The organism is Ruegeria sp. AF2 (assembly GCF_056542025.1).
On the sequence record NZ_JBQFZC010000002.1, the window covers coordinates 254,696 to 272,779 of the forward strand.

Below are 18,084 nucleotides of genomic sequence, written 5' to 3' on the forward strand. Positions count from 1 at the left end.
GACCTAGTATCCCCGTTGTGGATTTACGATGTTGTTCAGCACCTCGCCCTTGCGATAGCGCATCAGGTTCTCGGAAAACATGCGGACCGATTTCAGATCCCAGCCGTCATAGACCGAGCTGCAGTGCGGTGTGACGATCACGTTGTCCAGTTCCCAGAACCTGTGCCCCTGAGGCAGCGGTTCGGTAACGAACACGTCCAGCGCCGCGCCTCTGATCCGGTTCTGTTCCAGCGCGGCCAGTAGAGGTGCTTCGTCAATTACCCCACCTCGCGAGACGTCGATTATCACCGTCGTCGGTTTCATGGCGGCAAAAGCCTCCGCCCCGACCAGACCGCGCGTGCTGTCCAGCAGTGGTACGCAAACGACGATAAAGTCAGCGCGTGGCCAGAGATCAGGCAAAGCCTCCATCCCGTGTACCTCGTCCACGTTGGGGGTCGGTTTCGGGCGGGCCCGTACACCGATTGTGTTCAGCCCCATAGCTTTGGCTCGTGCCGCAACAGCCTCTCCTGTTTTGCCAAGGCCGATGATCAGCACCGTCTTGCTGTCGATGGGCTCGACTTTGCCGCCGATCCAGTCCCGCCGCGCCTGCGCGGCACGAAAGCCCGGGAAATCCAGCGTGAAATGCAGCATCGCCCCCAGCGCATATTGTGCCATCATATCGGCGGCGACCCCGGCGGCATTTGTCACCGTTACCTCATCAGGGTTCCAAGGGTTCAGGTGATCGGTACCTGAGCCGCCGACCGAAGCCCATTTGATTTGCGGGTTCTCGACCAGTGCTGCGCGTGGAAAGCCGGGGGTGCCCGCAAAGCGAACGGAATAGACAACTTCAGCCCCTGTATCCTCGATCAAACCCGTGAGCGCCTCGTAGCTGTCGCAGGTGTGGATCGGCAGATCGGGATGACCTTCAGCAAGAACCGCACGGGCAGCGTCGGGGTTATCGGTGTGCAAGATCACGGTGGGGGATTTCATGCGGGTACCTCCGGTTGGAACTCGGCGCTGGCAATGGCTACCGCGTTGGCGAAAAAAGCAGTGGCGGCGACGTCGAAAAGGACATCGAACCCCACACCTTTGCGGTCGTTGCGCCATGTGATTGCCTCGACATAGCCCACGCGGGTCTGGGCGATCTTTCCCACTGGAAAGGCACCGGGCGACAGGTCGACCGGGCAAATCTTGGCCAGCAGATCGAACAGGCGCGGGCCGGTCAGGTGCATCATGGCCCAGGTTTCCTCGCGCCAGGAATAATAGCCCTTTGGCGTGGCGGCGACCTGCCACCGGGCATACAGGTCGGCAGGCGCATCCAGTACCACCACCTCTTCCTGACCCAGACGCAGAAGGCCATCGGCGGTTTCGTTGACGTCTGGCACCTTCAGGCCCCGCGATTGCAAAAACGCCACGGTGCCTCGGCCCTTGAGGCCAAAACGCGGCGTATGGGTCAGGTCCTGCAGGAAAATCTGCCCGGAAACCAGCGGTGTGCCTTCAGCAGCGCCCTTTGGGTCAAGCGGATAGGTTCGCATCATCACACCTCCTGCCGTTTGTTTTCAGGATCAAAGAAGGTGTGGCCGCGTACAGTTGTAACGACGCGCTTGCCATTGCGGCACTTCACCGTGACCTGCGATCCTTGCGTAGCGTCATCGCCATGCACATATGCCAGCGCGATATGGGTGTTCAGCGTCGGCGACCACAGGACCGAGGTCACATGCCCCACCGGTACATCGTCCCTCAGTACCAGACAGCTTTCCCCCGGTACATCTGGCCCGTCGAATGTCAGCCCGACCAGCTTGCGCGGCAGGCCTTTGTTTCGGCGCATCTCGGTTGAGCGCTTGCCCACGAAAAACGGCTTGGTCTTCGAGATCGCCCATTCGAACCCCAGCTCATCCGGCGAGGTCAGCGCGTCGGTGTCCTGACCAATCAGGATATGGCCTTTCTCCAGCCGCAGAATCCGGCTGGCTTCCAGCCCGTAAGGGCGCAACTCGTGCGCGTGACCCGCCGCCATCACCGCATCCCACAGGGTGTGGGCATAGCTGGTGGGGCAGTGCAGCTCGTAGCTCAACTCGCCGGTGAACCCAATCCGCATGGCGCGCACTGGCACCCCGGCCACCATGCCGCTGCGCCCGTCGAGATAGGCAAAGCTATCGCGCGAGAAATCGATATCGCTGTCCAGCGCCTCGACCACGGAGCGCGCCTTGGGACCGGTAATGTTGAAGCCCGAGAAGGCCGAGGTGACGTTCAGCACATCCACATCCAACCGCCACTGCGCATTCCAGAACAACATATCCGAATAAACCCGCGCCACGGCCCCGGTGGTGGCGGTGACATAGAACAGATCCTCGGCCAGCCGATACGCCACGCCATCGTCGATCACCGTGCCCATTTCGTTTGTCATCAGGCAGTACCGGCAACGGCCCACAGGCTGCTTTTTATAGGCCATGGTGTAAATGCGGTTGAGGAATTCGCCCGCATCCGGGCCACGCACCTCGAGCCCGCCCAGAGTTGAAACATCCAGCACGCCGACCCCATTGCGCACCGCATGCACCTCTTCTTCGATAAGGCGCTTGGCGTCTTGTTTGGGGCCGTAGAAATAAGGCCGCCACCACGCTCCGACCGGGCGCATGTCCGCCCCCAACCGGATATGTTCGTGATGCAGCGCGGTGCGCCTGTCTGCCGGGTGATGATGACCAGACAGCACGCCCAGCGTTTCGGGGCCAAAGGGCGGACGGGCGGTAGTCACGCCGATCTGCCCGATTGTGCGGTCGGTCGCCTTGGCCACCACCCGGGCGGTGGCCAGCGCCGAGTGCCGCCCTTGTGACGGCCCCATACCAACTGTGGTAAAGCGCTTGATCAGCTCCAGCTCGCGATAGCCTTCCTTAACCGCGTTTTGCAGGTCCTTGATCTGAATATCCTCGTCCCGGTCGACAAAATCCTTGCCCTTGGGATGCCCGGCGATTGCCGGTTCGAAATTCGTCAACGCAGCCTCGACATCTTCAACCTGCGCGATGTCGCGGGTTGGCAGCCCCAGACGAGTCAACGCCGTCTGTGCCGCGCGTTGCGCATCGGCCACCACCGCATCAGGCGCAAAGACCCCGGCAACACCCCCGGCAATGCCCAGCGGAGCGTCTGGCAGAGACAGGGAAAACCGCGCCGCCGTTTCATTGTACCCAAGTTTCGCGCCAGCATGACAGGGCAGTTGCCACATTGGCGCATAGCCGACCGAAATCACCAACAGATCGCAATCCAGCCAGTCGCCGCCGACCTTTACACCGGCGACATGGGTCTTGCCACGCGCCTCGCCCACGGTGCCGTGAATGACACGCGTCCCCCTTGTTGACAGTTGCTGGCCAAGCTCGCCGCCGCTGCCGCCGGGGCGCGGATCAACCACCGCCGCCAGTTCTACGCCTGCGTCCAACAGATCCTGCGCCACCCGATAACCGTCGAGATTGGCGGCCAGTACCACCGCGCGCTTGCCCGGTTTCACACCATAGTGCCGCATAAGCCGTTGCGCACCAGTGCCCAGCAAGATGCCCGGCAGGTCATTTTTTCGGAAGATCGCGGGCTGTTCGATGCAGCCGGTGGCCATCAGAACCACGCGCGCGCGCGTCTTGAACAGCTTGTTGCCCCGGATCAGCGGCAGCCAGTTGTCCTCGAACCAGCCGTTCACCACTGTACCGGTCATGATGCGGAGGTTCGGCAGACTTTGCACTTTCGCCAGTAGGTCGGACAGCCTGTTGGCATCGCGGCCATAGGTCAGCGCACCGCCCAAGACCGGCTCCTGCTCGGCCAGAATGACGTCAGCCCCGGCCTCGGCGGCTTCGATGGCGGCGGTCAACCCGGCCAGCCCCGCGCCGACGACCAGCAGATCACAAAACAGGTTGGCCTTTTCGTAGTCTTCATGCGGTGCGTTGATATCCAGAACGCCCAGCCCAGCCTTCTTGCGGATCAGCGGCTCCCACAGTTTCAGCCAGCTATTGCGCGTCGGGCCCATGAAGGTGCGATAATAGAACCCCACCGGCATGAATCGCCCCAGCTTGTCCATGAATGCTTCGCGGTCTCGCGCCAGTGATCCGTTGACGTTCTGCGCCATAACTTGCAGCCCTGCCGAAATCGGATGCCGGTCGGCCTGCACGTTCGGGTCCGAGGGCAGTTGCACCAGCGTATCGGCCTCGGTGCCCGCCATCGACATTGCACCGCGCGGTCGGTGGTATTTGAACGAGCGCGACAGCATCCACTTCCCCTGCCCGGCCAAAGCCGAGGCGATCACATCACCTTCGTATCCCTGAAACGCCTGCCCTTCAAAGCTGAACGATACCGGCGCATCTCGATTGATCCTGTTGCCCCAGGGTGCGGGAAGTCGGGCCATCACCTTTGCTCCAGCTCTGAGGGGTCAAAAGTGCGGATCACCTCGTTCGTGGTGGCGTTGCGCTCGGCCAGAAAGAAATAGTTCGAGGGCACGTGCCGCCACCATTCCACCAGCGTTCCGCGTGAATTGTCGGCGCGGAACAGGTGACGTGCCCAGTCCTGATCGCTGGTTGCATCCGGGTCGGGGTTGGCGCGCAGGGGGCCGAAGCTCTGGAATTCATTAATATTGCGGGGCCCGTTCATAGGGCAGATCAGGATCTTCATGTCAGTGGCTCGCGGCAGTTGCGCCCATTTCATTGAGCAGATCAAAGGTGGCGAAACGCTCCATTGTGAAGGGTTCGAGTATCGGCGCGACCTTCTGGTTGGCGATGGACTGCGCCATGTACTTGCCCGCCACCGGAGTGGCTTTGAACCCCCAAGTGCCCCAACCGCAATCAAGCCATAGGTTGGACAATGGGCTGGCACCCATGATGGGTGAGTAATCGGGCGTCATGTCGGTAATCCCGGCCCATTGTCGCAGCAGACGCACCCCGTGCAAGAACGGGAACAAATGTACCGCGCCTTCGGCCAGATGTTCTTTCATGTCCAGTGTCGAGCGGGTGGAATACAGCTGATAAGGGTCCGAGCCACCGCCGATCACGATCTCGCCTCGCGATGACTGCACCAGATAGGTGTGCAGGCTGACCGAACTGACCAGCGTGTGCAGCCACGGTTTCAGCGGCTGCGTGACCATCGCCTGCAACGGATAGCAACGGATCGGCAATTCAACCCCGGATTTCATCGCCATGTCGTAGTTCATGCCCCCGACAGCAATCATCACCTGCCCGGCACTGATATCACCGCGATTGGTGCGCACTTTTGTGATCTTGCCACCGGCAGTGTCGAACCCTTCAACCTCGGTACGTTGATGAATTTCCACCCCGCGCCTACTGGCTTGCGCTGCATAGCCCCAGGCCACCGCATCATGCCGCGCAGTGCCTCCATCGGCGTGCCACAAACCGCCGATGATTTCCAGCGGCCCGCCCTCATCCATATTCAGATGCGGGGACAGGTCCTTGACCGTCTGCGCATCAACTACCTCGATCCGGGTGCCCGCGTGTTTACCCATCTCGGCCCGCAGATGGAACGAGCGTAGCGTCGCCTCGGTATGGGCCAGCGTCAGTTGACCGCGCTGGCTGAACATGACGTTGAAATCCAGCTCTTCGCTCATCTTCCCGTAAAGCTGCACACCTTCCTTGTAGAACGCGATGCCCTCTTTGGTGATGTAGTTCGAGCGGATGGTAGTGGTGTTCCGCGCGGTGTTGCCGCCCGCCAGATAACCCTTTTCCAGCACAGCCACATTGGTGATGCCGTGATACTTTGATAGGTAGTGGGCACAGGCCAGTCCGTGGCCGCCACCACCTACGATGACCACATCGTAACTGGATTTAAGCTCTGGCGTGGCCGGAATGTCTCCGGTGACAGGGTAATCGGCGGATAGCCCGTATTTCAGCAGCCTTAGCGGCATTTTTGTTGTCCTGATTTCAGCGGTTGTCAGCGGCGTCATAAATCAGCGCGCCGAGATCCGAGAATTTGGCGTCCGGCGACTGCAACCCCAGAACCGCGTCGCGTATGGCGGCGGCACGGCTGACCCCCAGCGGTGGTGTGGCGAACTCCATGAACTTGGCAATCACTTCGTCACGGTCCATGGGTGCCTCGGGCCCGCCGCGCGCGTGGACGTCGCCCGACGCCAGTTCCCGCCCATCCGTCAGGGTCATGACGACATCAGCAACGCGGCTTTGAGGAAAGCGGTCGGAATGGCGCGCGGTCTCGGCCACCGAGATACGGTCGACAATCGCCGCGACCAGCGGATCGGAGAGGCCCGCGCCGGTGATATGCTCGACCCCGATACGGCCGTGCGCCACCATCGTCGCCACCGCGAAGGGCAGCGAATACTGCGCCTTCGAAGTGTCATCCGGCATACCCTGAAACAGGCAGGCACTTTCGTGGAAAGTGTTCACCTGAATCGCGGCAATGTCCTGATGAGACAGGCCATATTCACGCATCAGCGCCCTGGTGGCGTCGATCGCTGCATGGGCCCAACGACAGATCGGATAGGGCTTCACATATTGATGTTCCATCTGCCAGAAGCTGCCCAGATCCCGCCAGTGATGCGCGACCTCATGCGCCTCTATTGTGATCGCCGGCGCGCCGGTAAATCCCTTCTCGGCCAGCACTGCCGAGGATACACCCACCAGCGCGCCCCAGCCCGAGCCGTCATGCAGCATGGTGGGGTTGGCAATCTCGCGCATCATTTGACTGCGCGGCCCGTGATATTCGGCGATGCCCATGGCCTGCCGCATCCGTTCTGCGCTCAGCCCGCGCAGACGGGCGGCAACGGCCACAACTCCCAACGCGTTCCATGCGCCGGAAGTGTGGTAGTCGCTGACTGTGTCATGCAACGAAATCCCGGCGCGCCCGGCGATTTCGTAACCAATAGTTACGGTCGCCAACGCCTCGGGGCCGGAAAAATCCGCGACCGTTTCCGCCAAAGCCGCCAGAGCCGGCACAACGGCAACACCGATATGGCCCTTGGTGGGGTTATAGCCGTCATGGCCATCTAGATTATCGGTCTGAGTCGCAGCGGCATAAGCCGCGCCGGCAACGCTAACCTTGCGGCCATCGAACAGCATCCGTGCGCTGAGGCCCGGATCGCCCGCACCGTAAAGCGCCACTGCGCTGTCACGCGCGATCTGACCGGCCTGCATCGGTCCGGACCCGATGGTGATCCCCAGCGTGTCCAGCAGCATCAGTGCTGCCGCTTCGAGCGCGCTGTCGGGGAAATCCTGCACCCTTCGATTTAGCGCAAACTTTGCGATAGTTTGAAATGTGTTGGTCACGATGCCCTACAGATGAGGTTTCGGGTTCGGCCAAAACCTAAGTGTGTTTGCCCATCGCAGCACGAAAACAATACGAGGGCAATGGCCCCGGAAAATTTGTAGCTTTGGCTCCGCTCCATTGTAGCATATGAACCAGATCAATTCCCGCCGCGAAACAGGATTCCCGGCGCACCACCCATCCGCCCGCCCAGGAAAATGTCGCCATGATGAACCTGCCCCACCTGATCTTCCTGCGCTCCTTCGAGGCCGCCGCCCGGTACCTCAGCTTTACCAGCGCGGCAGATGAGCTGAACTGCACCCAATCCGCCGTCAGCAACCATGTGCGTTCGCTCGAAGAGTTTTTGCAGCGGCCTCTGTTCGTGCGCCATGCCCGGTCATTGTCGCTGACCGACGTGGGCGAGGCGTATCTGCCTTCAGTGCGGCATGCTCTGCATGAGATTGACGTAGCCACACAATCGGTCATCCAGCGGTCACACACCCGCAAAGTCGTAGTGTCTTGCCCGGTCAGCCTGGCCGAGAATTGGCTACCGGACGTAATCCGGGGCTTTAGCGACCAGCACCCGGATATCGACCTGACGGTACACGGCACCGTCTGGATTGATGTCGAGCCGAACGTCTCGGACATTTCGATAACGGTCAATCATATTGACGATGTGACGGTGGGCGCGCGGCAGCTGTGGGCCGAAAAGCTTGCGGTCGTGTGTGCGCCCGAATTCACAGTCAATGGCGCGCAGCTGACCGATCCGGCACAACTGCAAGAGGCACCTCTGATCCATATTCTGGGTCGTCCAGCTTATTGGGAACGGGTCGCACGTCATTTTGATCTGGCAGACCTGAACCAGAAGGAAGGGCTGCGGACCAACGCTTCAAATCTGGCAATGGAAATGGCGGCGCAGTCGTTGGGCTGCGTCGCTCTGCCCCGCTCTTTGGCCGGGTCTTATGTGGACCGGGGGCTGCTGATCGAACCGTTCGAATTCGATTTGGACAGCCCCTGGGCCTATTTCGTGCGTCTCAAGGAAAAACCCGTTTCACCGTCGGTCAGGCTGTTTCAGGACTGGCTGCTAAACGCCGCCGCCAGCATGGACCGCTGACCTGCAACGGGGCTGCTCAGGCAGCCCCTTCCAGTGCCGGTTTAACATCACGCAGGCGGTTTCCATCCGGGTCAAAAGGAGGCTCGGACAGGATTTTCGCTTTATGGGGCTTGCCAAGGATGAACACTTCGACCGTATCACCAGGTTGTGCGAACTCAGGGTTTATATAGCCAAGCGCTAGCGATTTGCCGACCGAATAGCCGTATGCACCGGATGTCACGCGGCCAACCGGGGTACCATCCGGGGTAAAAATCGGCTCACCGCCGGTAGCGTCGGCATCCTCGGAGACTTCGACCTCGAAGATTGACAGCATTTCGCGTGCGGCGTTGTCCTTGACCGACAGATACGCATCCTTGTGCAGGAAATCCTTGTCTAGCTTGATGAGGCCCGCCAGCCCGACCTCTTGCGGCCAGTATTCCTGCGAATACTCACGGCCCCAAGAGCCATAACCTTTTTCGATCCGCAACGACCCCAGCGCGCGGCCGCCAACGGGGCCGCCATCCAGCAGCTTGGCCGCATCCAGCAGCGCAGCGTAAAGGCGGGTCTGATCTTCTTCGGCGCAGTGCAACTCCCACCCTAGATCGCCGGTAAAGCTGACGCGGATGGCCAGACAGGTGACACCCGCAACCTCGATTGTGGCCGAGCGCATAAAGCGGAACGCCTCGTTCGACAGGTCTGCATTGGTCAGCCGCTGCAGCAGGTCACGCGCTTTCGGACCGGCGACGTTGAACCCTGCTATGCGGTCGGTGGCGACTTCGAAGGTTGTGTTCTTTGGCAGGTCGATCATGTTGAAGAAGCGTTGATGATAGCGCTCGGCCATGCCCGATCCGATCATCATGTATTCGTCATCAGCCACCTTGGTTATGGTGAAATCGCCAGCCACGCCGCCACGGACAGAGATCAGCGGCGTCAGGCAAGACCGCCCGATCACGGTCGGTACGCGGTTGGCGACCAAGCGGTCTAGCCAATCTTGCGCGCCGGGTCCTTTGATGATGTAATTCGCAAAATTCGATATGTCGATGACGCCCACATTCTCCCGCAGCATCTGTACCTCACGTCCCACCGGCTCCCACCAGTTCTGGCGTGTGAAGCCGTTGGTTTCCTGCACGCCGGGCTGATCGGCGAACCATAGGGGATGCTCCCAGCCGCAGTTCAGACCAAAGACACAGCCCATGTCTTTCTGCATTTCATAGGCAGGGCGGACTCGGGCGGGGCGACCTGCACTACGCTCCTCGTTCGGGAAGTGGATGGCAAAACGGTGGGTATATTGGTCCTCGACCCGTGCCTTGGTGAATTTTTTGTCGGCCCAGTCGCCGAAGCGGGCCAGATCCCAGGCAAACATGTCGTATTGCGGCTCGCCCTCGATCATCCACTGCGCCGCCAGCAGGCCCAGACCACCCGATTGCGAGAAACCCGGGATCAGTCCGCCGCAGAGGAAATAGTTCTTCAGTTCGGGCACCGGACCCCACAAGGCGCTGGAGTCCGGAGACCAGATCATCGGCCCGTTGATCACCCGTTTGACCCCTGCGGTGGCGGCAACTGGCACACGTTCGGTAGCGCGGATCACGTTTTCCATGATCCGATCCAAATCGTCGGGGAACAGGTCATGGGCAAAGTCCAGCGGCGTGCCGTCCTCGGCCCAGAACTTCATGTCCTTCTCATAGGCCCCGATCAGCAATCCGTTGCCTTCCTGACGGAAATAGTACTCGCCATCCCGGTCTGCAATTGACGGAAGGCGACGGCCCAGATTGGCAACTTCTTCGATGGATTCTGTCACGAAGTACTGGTGCTCGGTCGGTTGCAACGGCAGAGTCAGCCCCGCCAGCGCCGCAACTTCGCGGCCCCAAAGACCAGCGGCATTCACTACCCATTGCGTGTGAATATCGCCCTTTGCGGTACGCACGATCCAAGACCCGTCGGGTTGCTGATCCGTACCTAGCACCGGACAGAACCGTTCTATGGTTGCTCCCATGGCGCGGGCACCGGCAGCATAGGCGTGGGGCACGCCCGAGGGATCCACATTGCCGCCATCGGGTTCATACATGATGCAGCGGATATCGTCGAACTGCGCCAACGGGTGCAGTTCCTTGGCCTGCTCGCGACTGACCTCGTGGAAATTCAAACCATAGAATTTAGCCTTGGCTTCCTGCAGGCGCAGCTGATGCTCGCGTTCTTCGGTTTGCGCTAAATAGAGCGAACCTGGCTGGAACACGCCGCAGCTCTGACCGGTTTCCTGTTCCAGCTCTTTATACAGATTCATCGTATAGTGCTGGATGCGGGTGATATTGTTGTTGTCATGCAGCCCATGAATGTTGGCCGCCGCGTGCCAGGTCGAGCCGCTGGTCAGTTCGTCCCGCTCTAGCAGGACCACATCGGTCCAACCCAACTTGGCGAGATGATACAGAATTGAACAGCCGGCTAGGCCACCGCCGATTACAACCGCTTGCGCATGCGTTTTCATGTGCTTCCCCTCTCAAATGCCTCAGGCGGCGATGGTTTTCATTGCACCCAGAAACTGGGCCACTTCGGCGACGCTGTTGTAGTGGCACATCGAAACACGCACGCAGCTGTCCATGCCAAGCGGTATCAAGATGTTGCCCGAATAGTGATCGGCCTTGCGCAAATGCGTACGGATGCCTTGTTCGTTCAGTTGCTTGACCACATCGACCGACGGCACGCCCTCGACCTGCAGTGACACCAGCCCCTCGCGTGCTGGGTTATCGACACCGCCCAGAATGGTCACCTTCTCCATCTCGGCCAGCCCGGGCAGGTTGCCGGTTCCGCGGATCATCGCATCAGTCAACGCTTTTTCCTGCTCATGGATCGCCTCTCCGGCAGCGACGAATTTTTCGCGCCGGTCGGTGGCGTCGCTGACCTGTGCGCCCAGCCATTCGAAATAGCTGACTACGTCAGACATTGTAGCGTAAGAGCCGGTATCACGCGTCCCCATTTCCCAATTGTCGGCGGGGCCGTCGATCAAGCTGTTATGTGGCAGCTTGGTCAGCCGGTCAGAAATCCAGGCCACCCCGTAACCATGGCGCGAGAACAACTTGTAGGGCGAGATCACATAGCCATCGACATCATAGGCGGTCAGGTCGATCCGGCCATGCGCGGCGTGCTGGATACCGTCGATTATGATGAAGCAATTGGGCGCAACGGTGCGGATTTCGGCAGCCACAGCCGCTACATCCACGCCCATACCGGTCACCGGCGAGGTGTGCACGATAGTCGCAACCTTTGTGTCCGGCGTTACCTGCGCCGCATAAGCATCTGCGGTGACGGTGCCTGTGGCGTCGTCATGGACCACCAGAACATGATCTTGCCCGGCCACCCCGGCCCAACGCGCGCAAGCGCTTCGGGTCGCGGGATGTTCCAGCGTTGTGCCAAGTACCCGACCGGTGGCGGTGCCCAGACAGGCGTTCATGATCAAACGAAACAGCAGCTCGGTCCCGCTTTCGCCGACAAAGAACTGGCCACCGGGGGCGTTCATGAACGCGGCCATATCTTCTTTGGCCTTGTTGATTACCCGCACCAGTTCGTGACTTCCCGGGTTGTCGCGGCCCTGATTGTCAGGGACCGCAGCATAAGCCTGCGAGGTACCCACAACCGAATTCAGCGTCAGCGCCCCACCCGCGTTTTCAAAGAAAATACGCGGTCCCTGCTGCGGGCAGTGGTCAACCTGCGCAAATCGGGCACGGATTTGTTCAAGCAATTCTGGAGTGATCTTGGTCATCGGGAACCATTCCTGCGAAAATGTCATTCTGGCAAGATATATGCGCCCTTTTGCAAAACTACTCACAAAAAAACTTGGGGCATTGTGGGTGGAAATTGAGACCATCGAGCCAAGAGAGCTCAGCCACAAGAACAATATGGTTCGCGAATTTCAATTTCGTCGGCCCGATCACACCCTCACGCATGCCTTCGCTTGGTTGAGAAACCGCTGGTCAGGCCGACGGTTTGTAACCTGAGCGTTGTTCTAGAGACATCGCTTTGCAGGACGGTGTTGAGAGAGTGACGATCCAACCTCATTGGCGCAGCCTGTACCGCCATCACAAACCAGACATCGTAGAAGCGGGCATGCATCCTGCATCCCAGATATTCCCATATCGGCTGGGGTATTTAGATAGATAGCGATTCATGCATTTGTTTACAGCAGTTTGGGATTTCGTCACGCCTTTCAGACCTGACTAATCGCCATTGTAAGAGATCACGAACTTGCCTTCGACGCGGCGATACCGCGAACCACTCACGCGCTGGTGGCGCATTCGTCGATGGTCAATAGCTTGTAACATATTGGTGTATAGAGCTTGCTGATTGAAAGCTGAAAAGTTAATCGTCTGCAACAGGTTAGCTTATGTCCAGACTTCGAGCATTAAATCAATTTGCCAAAATTTCTGCTAATTAGGCTTAAACCCATCATCGACGCACCAAGGACATACGCAGAGCAGCGACAGACCGGTGTTGCGACCCAAACGCCGTTGCCCCGCAAAACCTGACATAACCCACCTGAACGATGAACATTGGTTGTCCGGCCCACCAAAAAGGCAGGCCGAACAGAGTTAATAAGTACTTTTAGTCGTACAGAACGGCCGAGATCTTCGGGTCGTCAATATTCGAGGCATCGTAGTAGTAGAAGCCTGTGTCGATCAGACCTGGAACCTCTTCCCCATTCAGAGCCGCAACCGCTGCTTTCACAGTCTCATAGCCGATGCCCACAGGGTTTTGCGTGATCGCACCCGCCATCAGGCCGCTCTTGATTGCGTCTTTCTGGGCCTTGCCACTGTCATAACCGATGATCACCAAACCCTCGGTGCCCAGCTCCTGAACGCCATTCACAACGCCGATGGCCGAGCCCTCGTTGGTGCCGAAGATGCCATTCAGATCGGGGTTTGCTGTCAGGATCGCCTTTGTGACCTCGGTCGACTTCAGGTGGTCGCCCTGACCGTACTGAACTGTGACGACTTCGATATCCGGGTACTTCTCGGCCATGCGATTGACGAAACCGTCGCGGCGGTCGATGCCGGTTCGGCTGGTCTGGTCATGCGCGACAACCGCAACTTTACCCTTGCCGCCGATTTTTTCGGCCATCTTGTCGGCTGCAAGCCCAGCCGCCGCCAGATTGTCTGTTGTCGCAGTTGAAAGCGGGATGTCACTGTCAACGCCGCTGTCGAAGGCGATGATCGGAATGCCCTTTTCATTGGCCTGCTTCAAAAGCGGAATTGCGGCCTGACTGTCCAGAGCGGCAAACCCAATGGCTTTGGGGTTGTTGGCCAAAGCGGCAGCCAGCATGTCGATTTGGCGGTCCACCATTGTTTCGTTATCCGGACCTTCGAACGTGATGGTGACATCAAACTCGTCTGCTGCCTGTTCGGCGCCGGACTTCACCGCTTGCCAGAACTGATGTTGGAACCCTTTGGATACCAGTGGAATGTAAATCTCTTCGGCTACCGCCATCGAGGCGGGACCTGCCAGGGTGGCTGCGCTGAGCGCACCCAGAATGAAACGACGTGTTAACATGTTTTCTCCTCCAGTTGGTCGTTTTGGTCTTTGATTTAGTTGCTTGGTCATCCCGATTTCTTGCGCCGCGCCATGTCGGCATAGACGGCCAGAATGATGATCGCGCCGGTGACAACGGTCTGCCATTCCTGCGCGACTGACAGCACGCGCAATCCGTTGGTCAGTACAGCCATGATCAGGGCGCCGATCAACGTGCCCAGGATCGTGCCGCGCCCACCGGACAAAGACGTGCCACCGATCACTACGGCTGCGATCGCCTCCAATTCGTATCCCAAACCCAATGCCGGTTGCGCCGAGTTCAGGCGCGAAGCGATCAGGATACCGGCGATGCCGCAGATCGCTCCGGCCAGCGCATAAATGCGCATCTTCCACATGTCGGTGTTCACGCCTGACAGACGCACCGCTTCCTCGTTAGAGCCAAGCGCAAAGGTGTAACGACCCAGAACTGTGCGCCCCAGAATGTACGAAGCCGCGATGGCCACCAGGAACAGGATAAGCACACCGTTGGGGATGGGTAGCGATGGGAAGACCTCTCCGATCAGCGACCCGCGCGAGATCTGGTCAAAGCCCGGCGTGTCATTGAAGTAGATTGGCCGTGTCCCAGAGATCACCAGCGACAGGCCTTTGAGGATCAGCATCATCCCAAGCGTGGCGATGAAGGGCGGAATTTTCATTTTCGCTACGAAAGTGCCCGAGCAAAGTCCGCAAAATGCGCCCGCCGCAATGGCTGCGGCCACTCCCAACAGCAAGGGCATGCCGAGATATGTCAGGACCACCCCGGCGATCACAGCGCAGAAAGTCATCAGTGTTCCGACTGAAAGGTCGATCCCACCGGTGATAATGACCAGCGTCGCAGCAACAGCCAGAACGCCATTCACCGATGTCGCCTGCAGAATGGCGATCATGTTCGACGTCTGCATGAAGTTGGGTGAAGCAATGGAAAAACCGATTAGCAGAACGATCAAACTGGCAAAGGCCAAGAGCTTTTGATACGCGCCGCTGTCCGCAAGACCCGAGAGTGGCTTTTTCTTTTCGATGTCGGTTGCTGTGGTCATTGGACTGTCCCTGTTACCTGCATCGCCGCTGCACGTTGCGTGGCCAGATGCATGATGTCTTCCTGAGTGGTGTCTTTTCCGCCGGGCAAAATGCCGGTCAGCCGCCCTTCGCACATCACGGCGATACGATGGCTAAGACGCATGATCTCGGGCAGTTCGGATGAGATCACGATGATCGTCTTGCCTTGCCCTGCCAGTTCTTCCAGCAACTTGTAAATCTCGGATTTCGCGCCGACGTCGATACCGCGGGTCGGTTCGTCAAAGATCAGAATATCGCAGTCGCGCAGCAGCCATTTGGCGATGACGACCTTCTGCTGATTGCCGCCTGACAGCAGACGAACCTCTTGCACATCCGATGGCGTTCTAATGCCCAATTGCTGGATGTAGCTTTTGGCGGTGTCGCTGATTTCACCATCGTGCAGAACCCCGCCTGCGCCGGTGAATAGGTCCATCGAGGCAAGCGCGATGTTGTCGCGTACATTCATACTAGTGGCGAGACCGAAGTGCTTTCGGTCCTCGGACAGGTATCCAATCCCCGCTTTGACGGCGTCGGTGGGTGATTTGATCGACACCACCTGACCATGTACCCGGATTTCTCCGCTATCCTTGGGGTCGGCCCCAAATATGGCGCGCGCGACCTCGGTGCGACCTGCGCCCATAAGACCGGCGAAGCCCAGAATTTCACCCTTTTGGACCGAGAAACTGACGTCCTGAATTTCGTTGCTCCGGCTCAGCCCGGTGATCTGCAGAGACATCTCCGCATCACCCAGATCGGGCACGTCCAGCGGTTCTTCCTTGACCTCTCGGCCCACCATCATGGCGATGATCTGGCTGATCGGGGTTTCAGCAGCCCCAACTGTTCCGACATATTCCCCATCGCGCATAACCGTCACGCGATCCGAGATCTGCTTCAGCTCGTCCATCTTGTGGCTAATGTAAACGATGCCTACACCTTCAGCCTTGAGGCGGCGGATGATCACGAACAGCTCAGCAATCTCGGCGTCATTCAGGGCCGCTGTTGGCTCGTCCATGATGAGCACCTTGGACCGAAAGGACAGTGCCTTGGCGATCTCGACCATTTGCTGTTTTGCGATGGTCAGGCTGCCAACCAACGCCTTGGGATCAAGGCTGAGGTTCATCGAAGCAAAGATTTCGGCAGTCTGCGCATTCAGCGCCGCCTCGTCCAAACGGCCAAAGCTCTTACGCGGTTCGCGTCCGATAAAAATGTTCTGGGCTACGGTCAGGTCGTTCATCAGGCTCAATTCCTGATGGATGATCCCTATACCTAGATCCTGCGCCTCGCGCGGGGTTGTCGGGCTGACTTCGCGCCCTTCGATCTTCAAGGTCCCGCCGTCACGTTGATAAATACCCGACAGGATTTTCATCAACGTACTTTTGCCGGCACCGTTCTCGCCCATCAGCGCGTGAACTTCACCCGGTTCAAGATCGAATTGCACGGATTTCAGCGCGTGCACGCCGGGGAAAAACTTATCAATCCCCGTCATTTCGACCAGTCTATTTTTATTGCCTCCCATTTGCCCCTCTCCCCTTGGGCCAACGCGGTTTACATCACCGCACCAATTTGCCAGGGGACGAATTCAACGCCCCCAAATCCAAGTTCCTCGCTTTTGGTTTTCTTGCCTGAGGCGACACGGATCAGTATTTCGAACAGTTCTTCGCCCTTGCTCTCGATGCTGATCCCGTCTGTCACGATGTCACCGCAGTTCAGATCCATATCCTCGGCCATGCGGGCATACATTTCGGAATTGGTGGCCAGCTTGACGCATGGCGTTGGCTGATATCCAGACACCGAACCGCGCCCGGTGGTAAACACGATCAGGTTCGCACCCGAAGCGACTTGCCCGGTGACCGAACACGGATCAAAACCGGGACTGTCCATGAAGACAAACCCGCTCTTGTCGATCATCTCACCGAATTTGTAGACGTCTCGCAGTGGCGCGGTGCCTCCCTTAGCTACGGCACCAAGCGATTTCTCAAGAATGGTTGTGAGCCCCCCGCGCTTGTTGCCTGGGCTTGGGTTGTTGTCCATCTCACCGCCGTTTCGGGCCGTGTAGTCCTCCCACCAGTGGATGCGTTCGATCAGTTTTTCACCCACCTCAACAGTCTCGGCCCGCCGGGTCAGCAGGTGTTCGGCACCGTAGATTTCCGAGGTTTCCGACAGGATCGTTGTTCCTCCATGGCGCACAAGTAAATCCGACGCATACCCCACCGCCGGGTTCGCGGTTATCCCAGAATACCCGTCCGAGCCGCCGCATTGCATACCGACCGTGATGGCACTGATCGGAGCCGGAGCGCGTTCGGCTTGATTGGCCAGATGGGCGATGCCGCGCAACTCCGCCAGCCCCCGTTCGATAGTGCGGCGTGTTCCGCCCTCGTTCTGAATGGTCATGTAACGCAGCGCACCGTCAGCGCGGATTGGTCGACCGCCGACAAGATCTGCCACCTGCATGACTTCGCAGCCCAGACCGATCAGCAGAATACCCCCGAAATTCGGATGCTGTGCATAGCCGGCCAACGTCCGAAACAGGGTAGCATAGCCCTCATCCTTGCTGGACATTCCACATCCGGTCCCGTGCACAATCGGGACCACACCGTCAACATTGGGATAGCTTTCCAACAACCCGGTCTTTTCCGCTGCGTCGGCGATAAAACGCGCTACTGAACCCGAGCAGTTCACGGTGGTTAGAATCCCGATGTAGTTTCGGGTTCCCACTTTACCGTCAGATCGATGGTATCCGTCGAATGTACGCTTTTCAGTCAAAACAGGCAGCGGGGTGTTGGCGCTGGCATGCGCATAATCCTGCTGATGCGCCCCCATGCCAAGGTTGTGCACATGGATATGTTCGCCAGGCGCTATATCGCATTTGGCCTGCCCGATGATCTGACCGTAGCGGACAATATTCTCGCCAGTTTGGATTGATGACACGGCAAGCTTGTGACCGCGGGTAACGGGCGCAGCCAATTGCACGGGAACATGTGCCGGCTGCTCACCCGCTTGCAAGTCACGCAAAGCAATAACGATGTTGTCCTGCGGATTTAGCTTCACGACATCGCGAGCCGCCTCTTCCAAAACGTTTATGCTGCCGTTCGCTCGCATCTCTTCTCCACTTGCTTGGTCAATGTTGCTAAATCCAATATCTCTACTTGTCAACTAACATGTTAGAATGC

General features: G+C 58.8%; 13 protein-coding genes. 1 reads left to right on the plus strand and 12 read right to left on the minus strand.

From position 1 onward, the window contains the following. Positions 1 to 3: 3 nt before the first annotated feature. The 6 genes from ACR0NM_RS08935 to ACR0NM_RS08960 are packed head-to-tail and all read right to left on the minus strand — an operon-like array spanning position 4 to position 7,232. A complete protein-coding gene (locus ACR0NM_RS08935) occupies positions 4 to 969 on the minus strand; it encodes a D-2-hydroxyacid dehydrogenase (RefSeq protein ID WP_170407393.1) in 966 nt (321 codons plus the stop codon). Then, a complete protein-coding gene (locus ACR0NM_RS08940; protein WP_170407396.1) occupies positions 966 to 1,517 on the minus strand; it encodes an aminomethyltransferase family protein in 552 nt (183 codons plus the stop codon). The genes ACR0NM_RS08935 and ACR0NM_RS08940 overlap by 4 nt, the downstream gene beginning before the upstream one ends. Continuing rightward, positions 1,517 to 4,354, minus strand: a complete 2,838-nt coding sequence (locus tag ACR0NM_RS08945; RefSeq protein WP_480614186.1) for a 2Fe-2S iron-sulfur cluster-binding protein — start codon at positions 4,352 to 4,354, stop codon at positions 1,517 to 1,519. Before ACR0NM_RS08945 ends, ACR0NM_RS08940 begins: the two co-directional genes overlap by 1 nt. Beyond that, positions 4,354 to 4,617, minus strand: a complete 264-nt coding sequence (locus ACR0NM_RS08950) for a sarcosine oxidase subunit delta (protein WP_170407402.1) — start codon at positions 4,615 to 4,617, stop codon at positions 4,354 to 4,356. The genes ACR0NM_RS08945 and ACR0NM_RS08950 overlap by 1 nt, the downstream gene beginning before the upstream one ends. Position 4,618: 1 nt before the next feature. Continuing rightward, entirely contained in the window at positions 4,619 to 5,860 is a 1,242-nt protein-coding gene (locus ACR0NM_RS08955; RefSeq protein ID WP_480614188.1) for an FAD-dependent oxidoreductase, read from the minus strand. Positions 5,861 to 5,876: 16 nt separating this feature from the next. Next, positions 5,877 to 7,232: an MmgE/PrpD family protein gene (locus tag ACR0NM_RS08960; protein ID WP_480614190.1), complete on the minus strand. Its 1,356-nt coding sequence runs from the start codon at positions 7,230 to 7,232 to the stop codon at positions 5,877 to 5,879. 203 nt (positions 7,233 to 7,435) lie between these two features. On the opposite strand from ACR0NM_RS08960, the gene ACR0NM_RS08965 reads away from it, so the two are divergent. Beyond that, positions 7,436 to 8,323 (plus strand): LysR substrate-binding domain-containing protein, encoded by an 888-nt coding sequence (locus tag ACR0NM_RS08965; RefSeq protein ID WP_480614192.1) that lies wholly within the window; start codon positions 7,436 to 7,438, stop codon positions 8,321 to 8,323. A 16-nt stretch (positions 8,324 to 8,339) separates the two neighbouring features. Here the strand turns inward: ACR0NM_RS08965 and ACR0NM_RS08970 are convergent, their stop codons facing one another. From ACR0NM_RS08970 to ACR0NM_RS08995, 6 genes are all read right to left on the minus strand, one after another. Further along, a complete protein-coding gene (locus ACR0NM_RS08970; protein ID WP_170625610.1) occupies positions 8,340 to 10,784 on the minus strand; it encodes an FAD-dependent oxidoreductase in 2,445 nt (814 codons plus the stop codon). Positions 10,785 to 10,805: 21 nt separating this feature from the next. Next, on the minus strand, positions 10,806 to 12,056 hold the full coding sequence (locus ACR0NM_RS08975; RefSeq protein ID WP_480614194.1) for an aminotransferase class V-fold PLP-dependent enzyme: 1,251 nt from the start codon (positions 12,054 to 12,056) through the stop codon (positions 10,806 to 10,808). Positions 12,057 to 12,895: 839 nt separating this feature from the next. After that, a complete protein-coding gene (locus ACR0NM_RS08980; protein WP_170407420.1) occupies positions 12,896 to 13,840 on the minus strand; it encodes an ABC transporter substrate-binding protein in 945 nt (314 codons plus the stop codon). 47 nt (positions 13,841 to 13,887) lie between these two features. Continuing rightward, on the minus strand, positions 13,888 to 14,895 hold the full coding sequence (locus ACR0NM_RS08985) for an ABC transporter permease (RefSeq protein ID WP_170394139.1): 1,008 nt from the start codon (positions 14,893 to 14,895) through the stop codon (positions 13,888 to 13,890). After that, a complete protein-coding gene (locus tag ACR0NM_RS08990) occupies positions 14,892 to 16,430 on the minus strand; it encodes a sugar ABC transporter ATP-binding protein (protein WP_255612237.1) in 1,539 nt (512 codons plus the stop codon). The genes ACR0NM_RS08985 and ACR0NM_RS08990 overlap by 4 nt, the downstream gene beginning before the upstream one ends. Before the next feature lie 29 nt (positions 16,431 to 16,459). After that, positions 16,460 to 18,013: a UxaA family hydrolase gene (locus ACR0NM_RS08995; RefSeq protein WP_480614196.1), complete on the minus strand. Its 1,554-nt coding sequence runs from the start codon at positions 18,011 to 18,013 to the stop codon at positions 16,460 to 16,462. Positions 18,014 to 18,084: the final 71 nt, after the last annotated feature.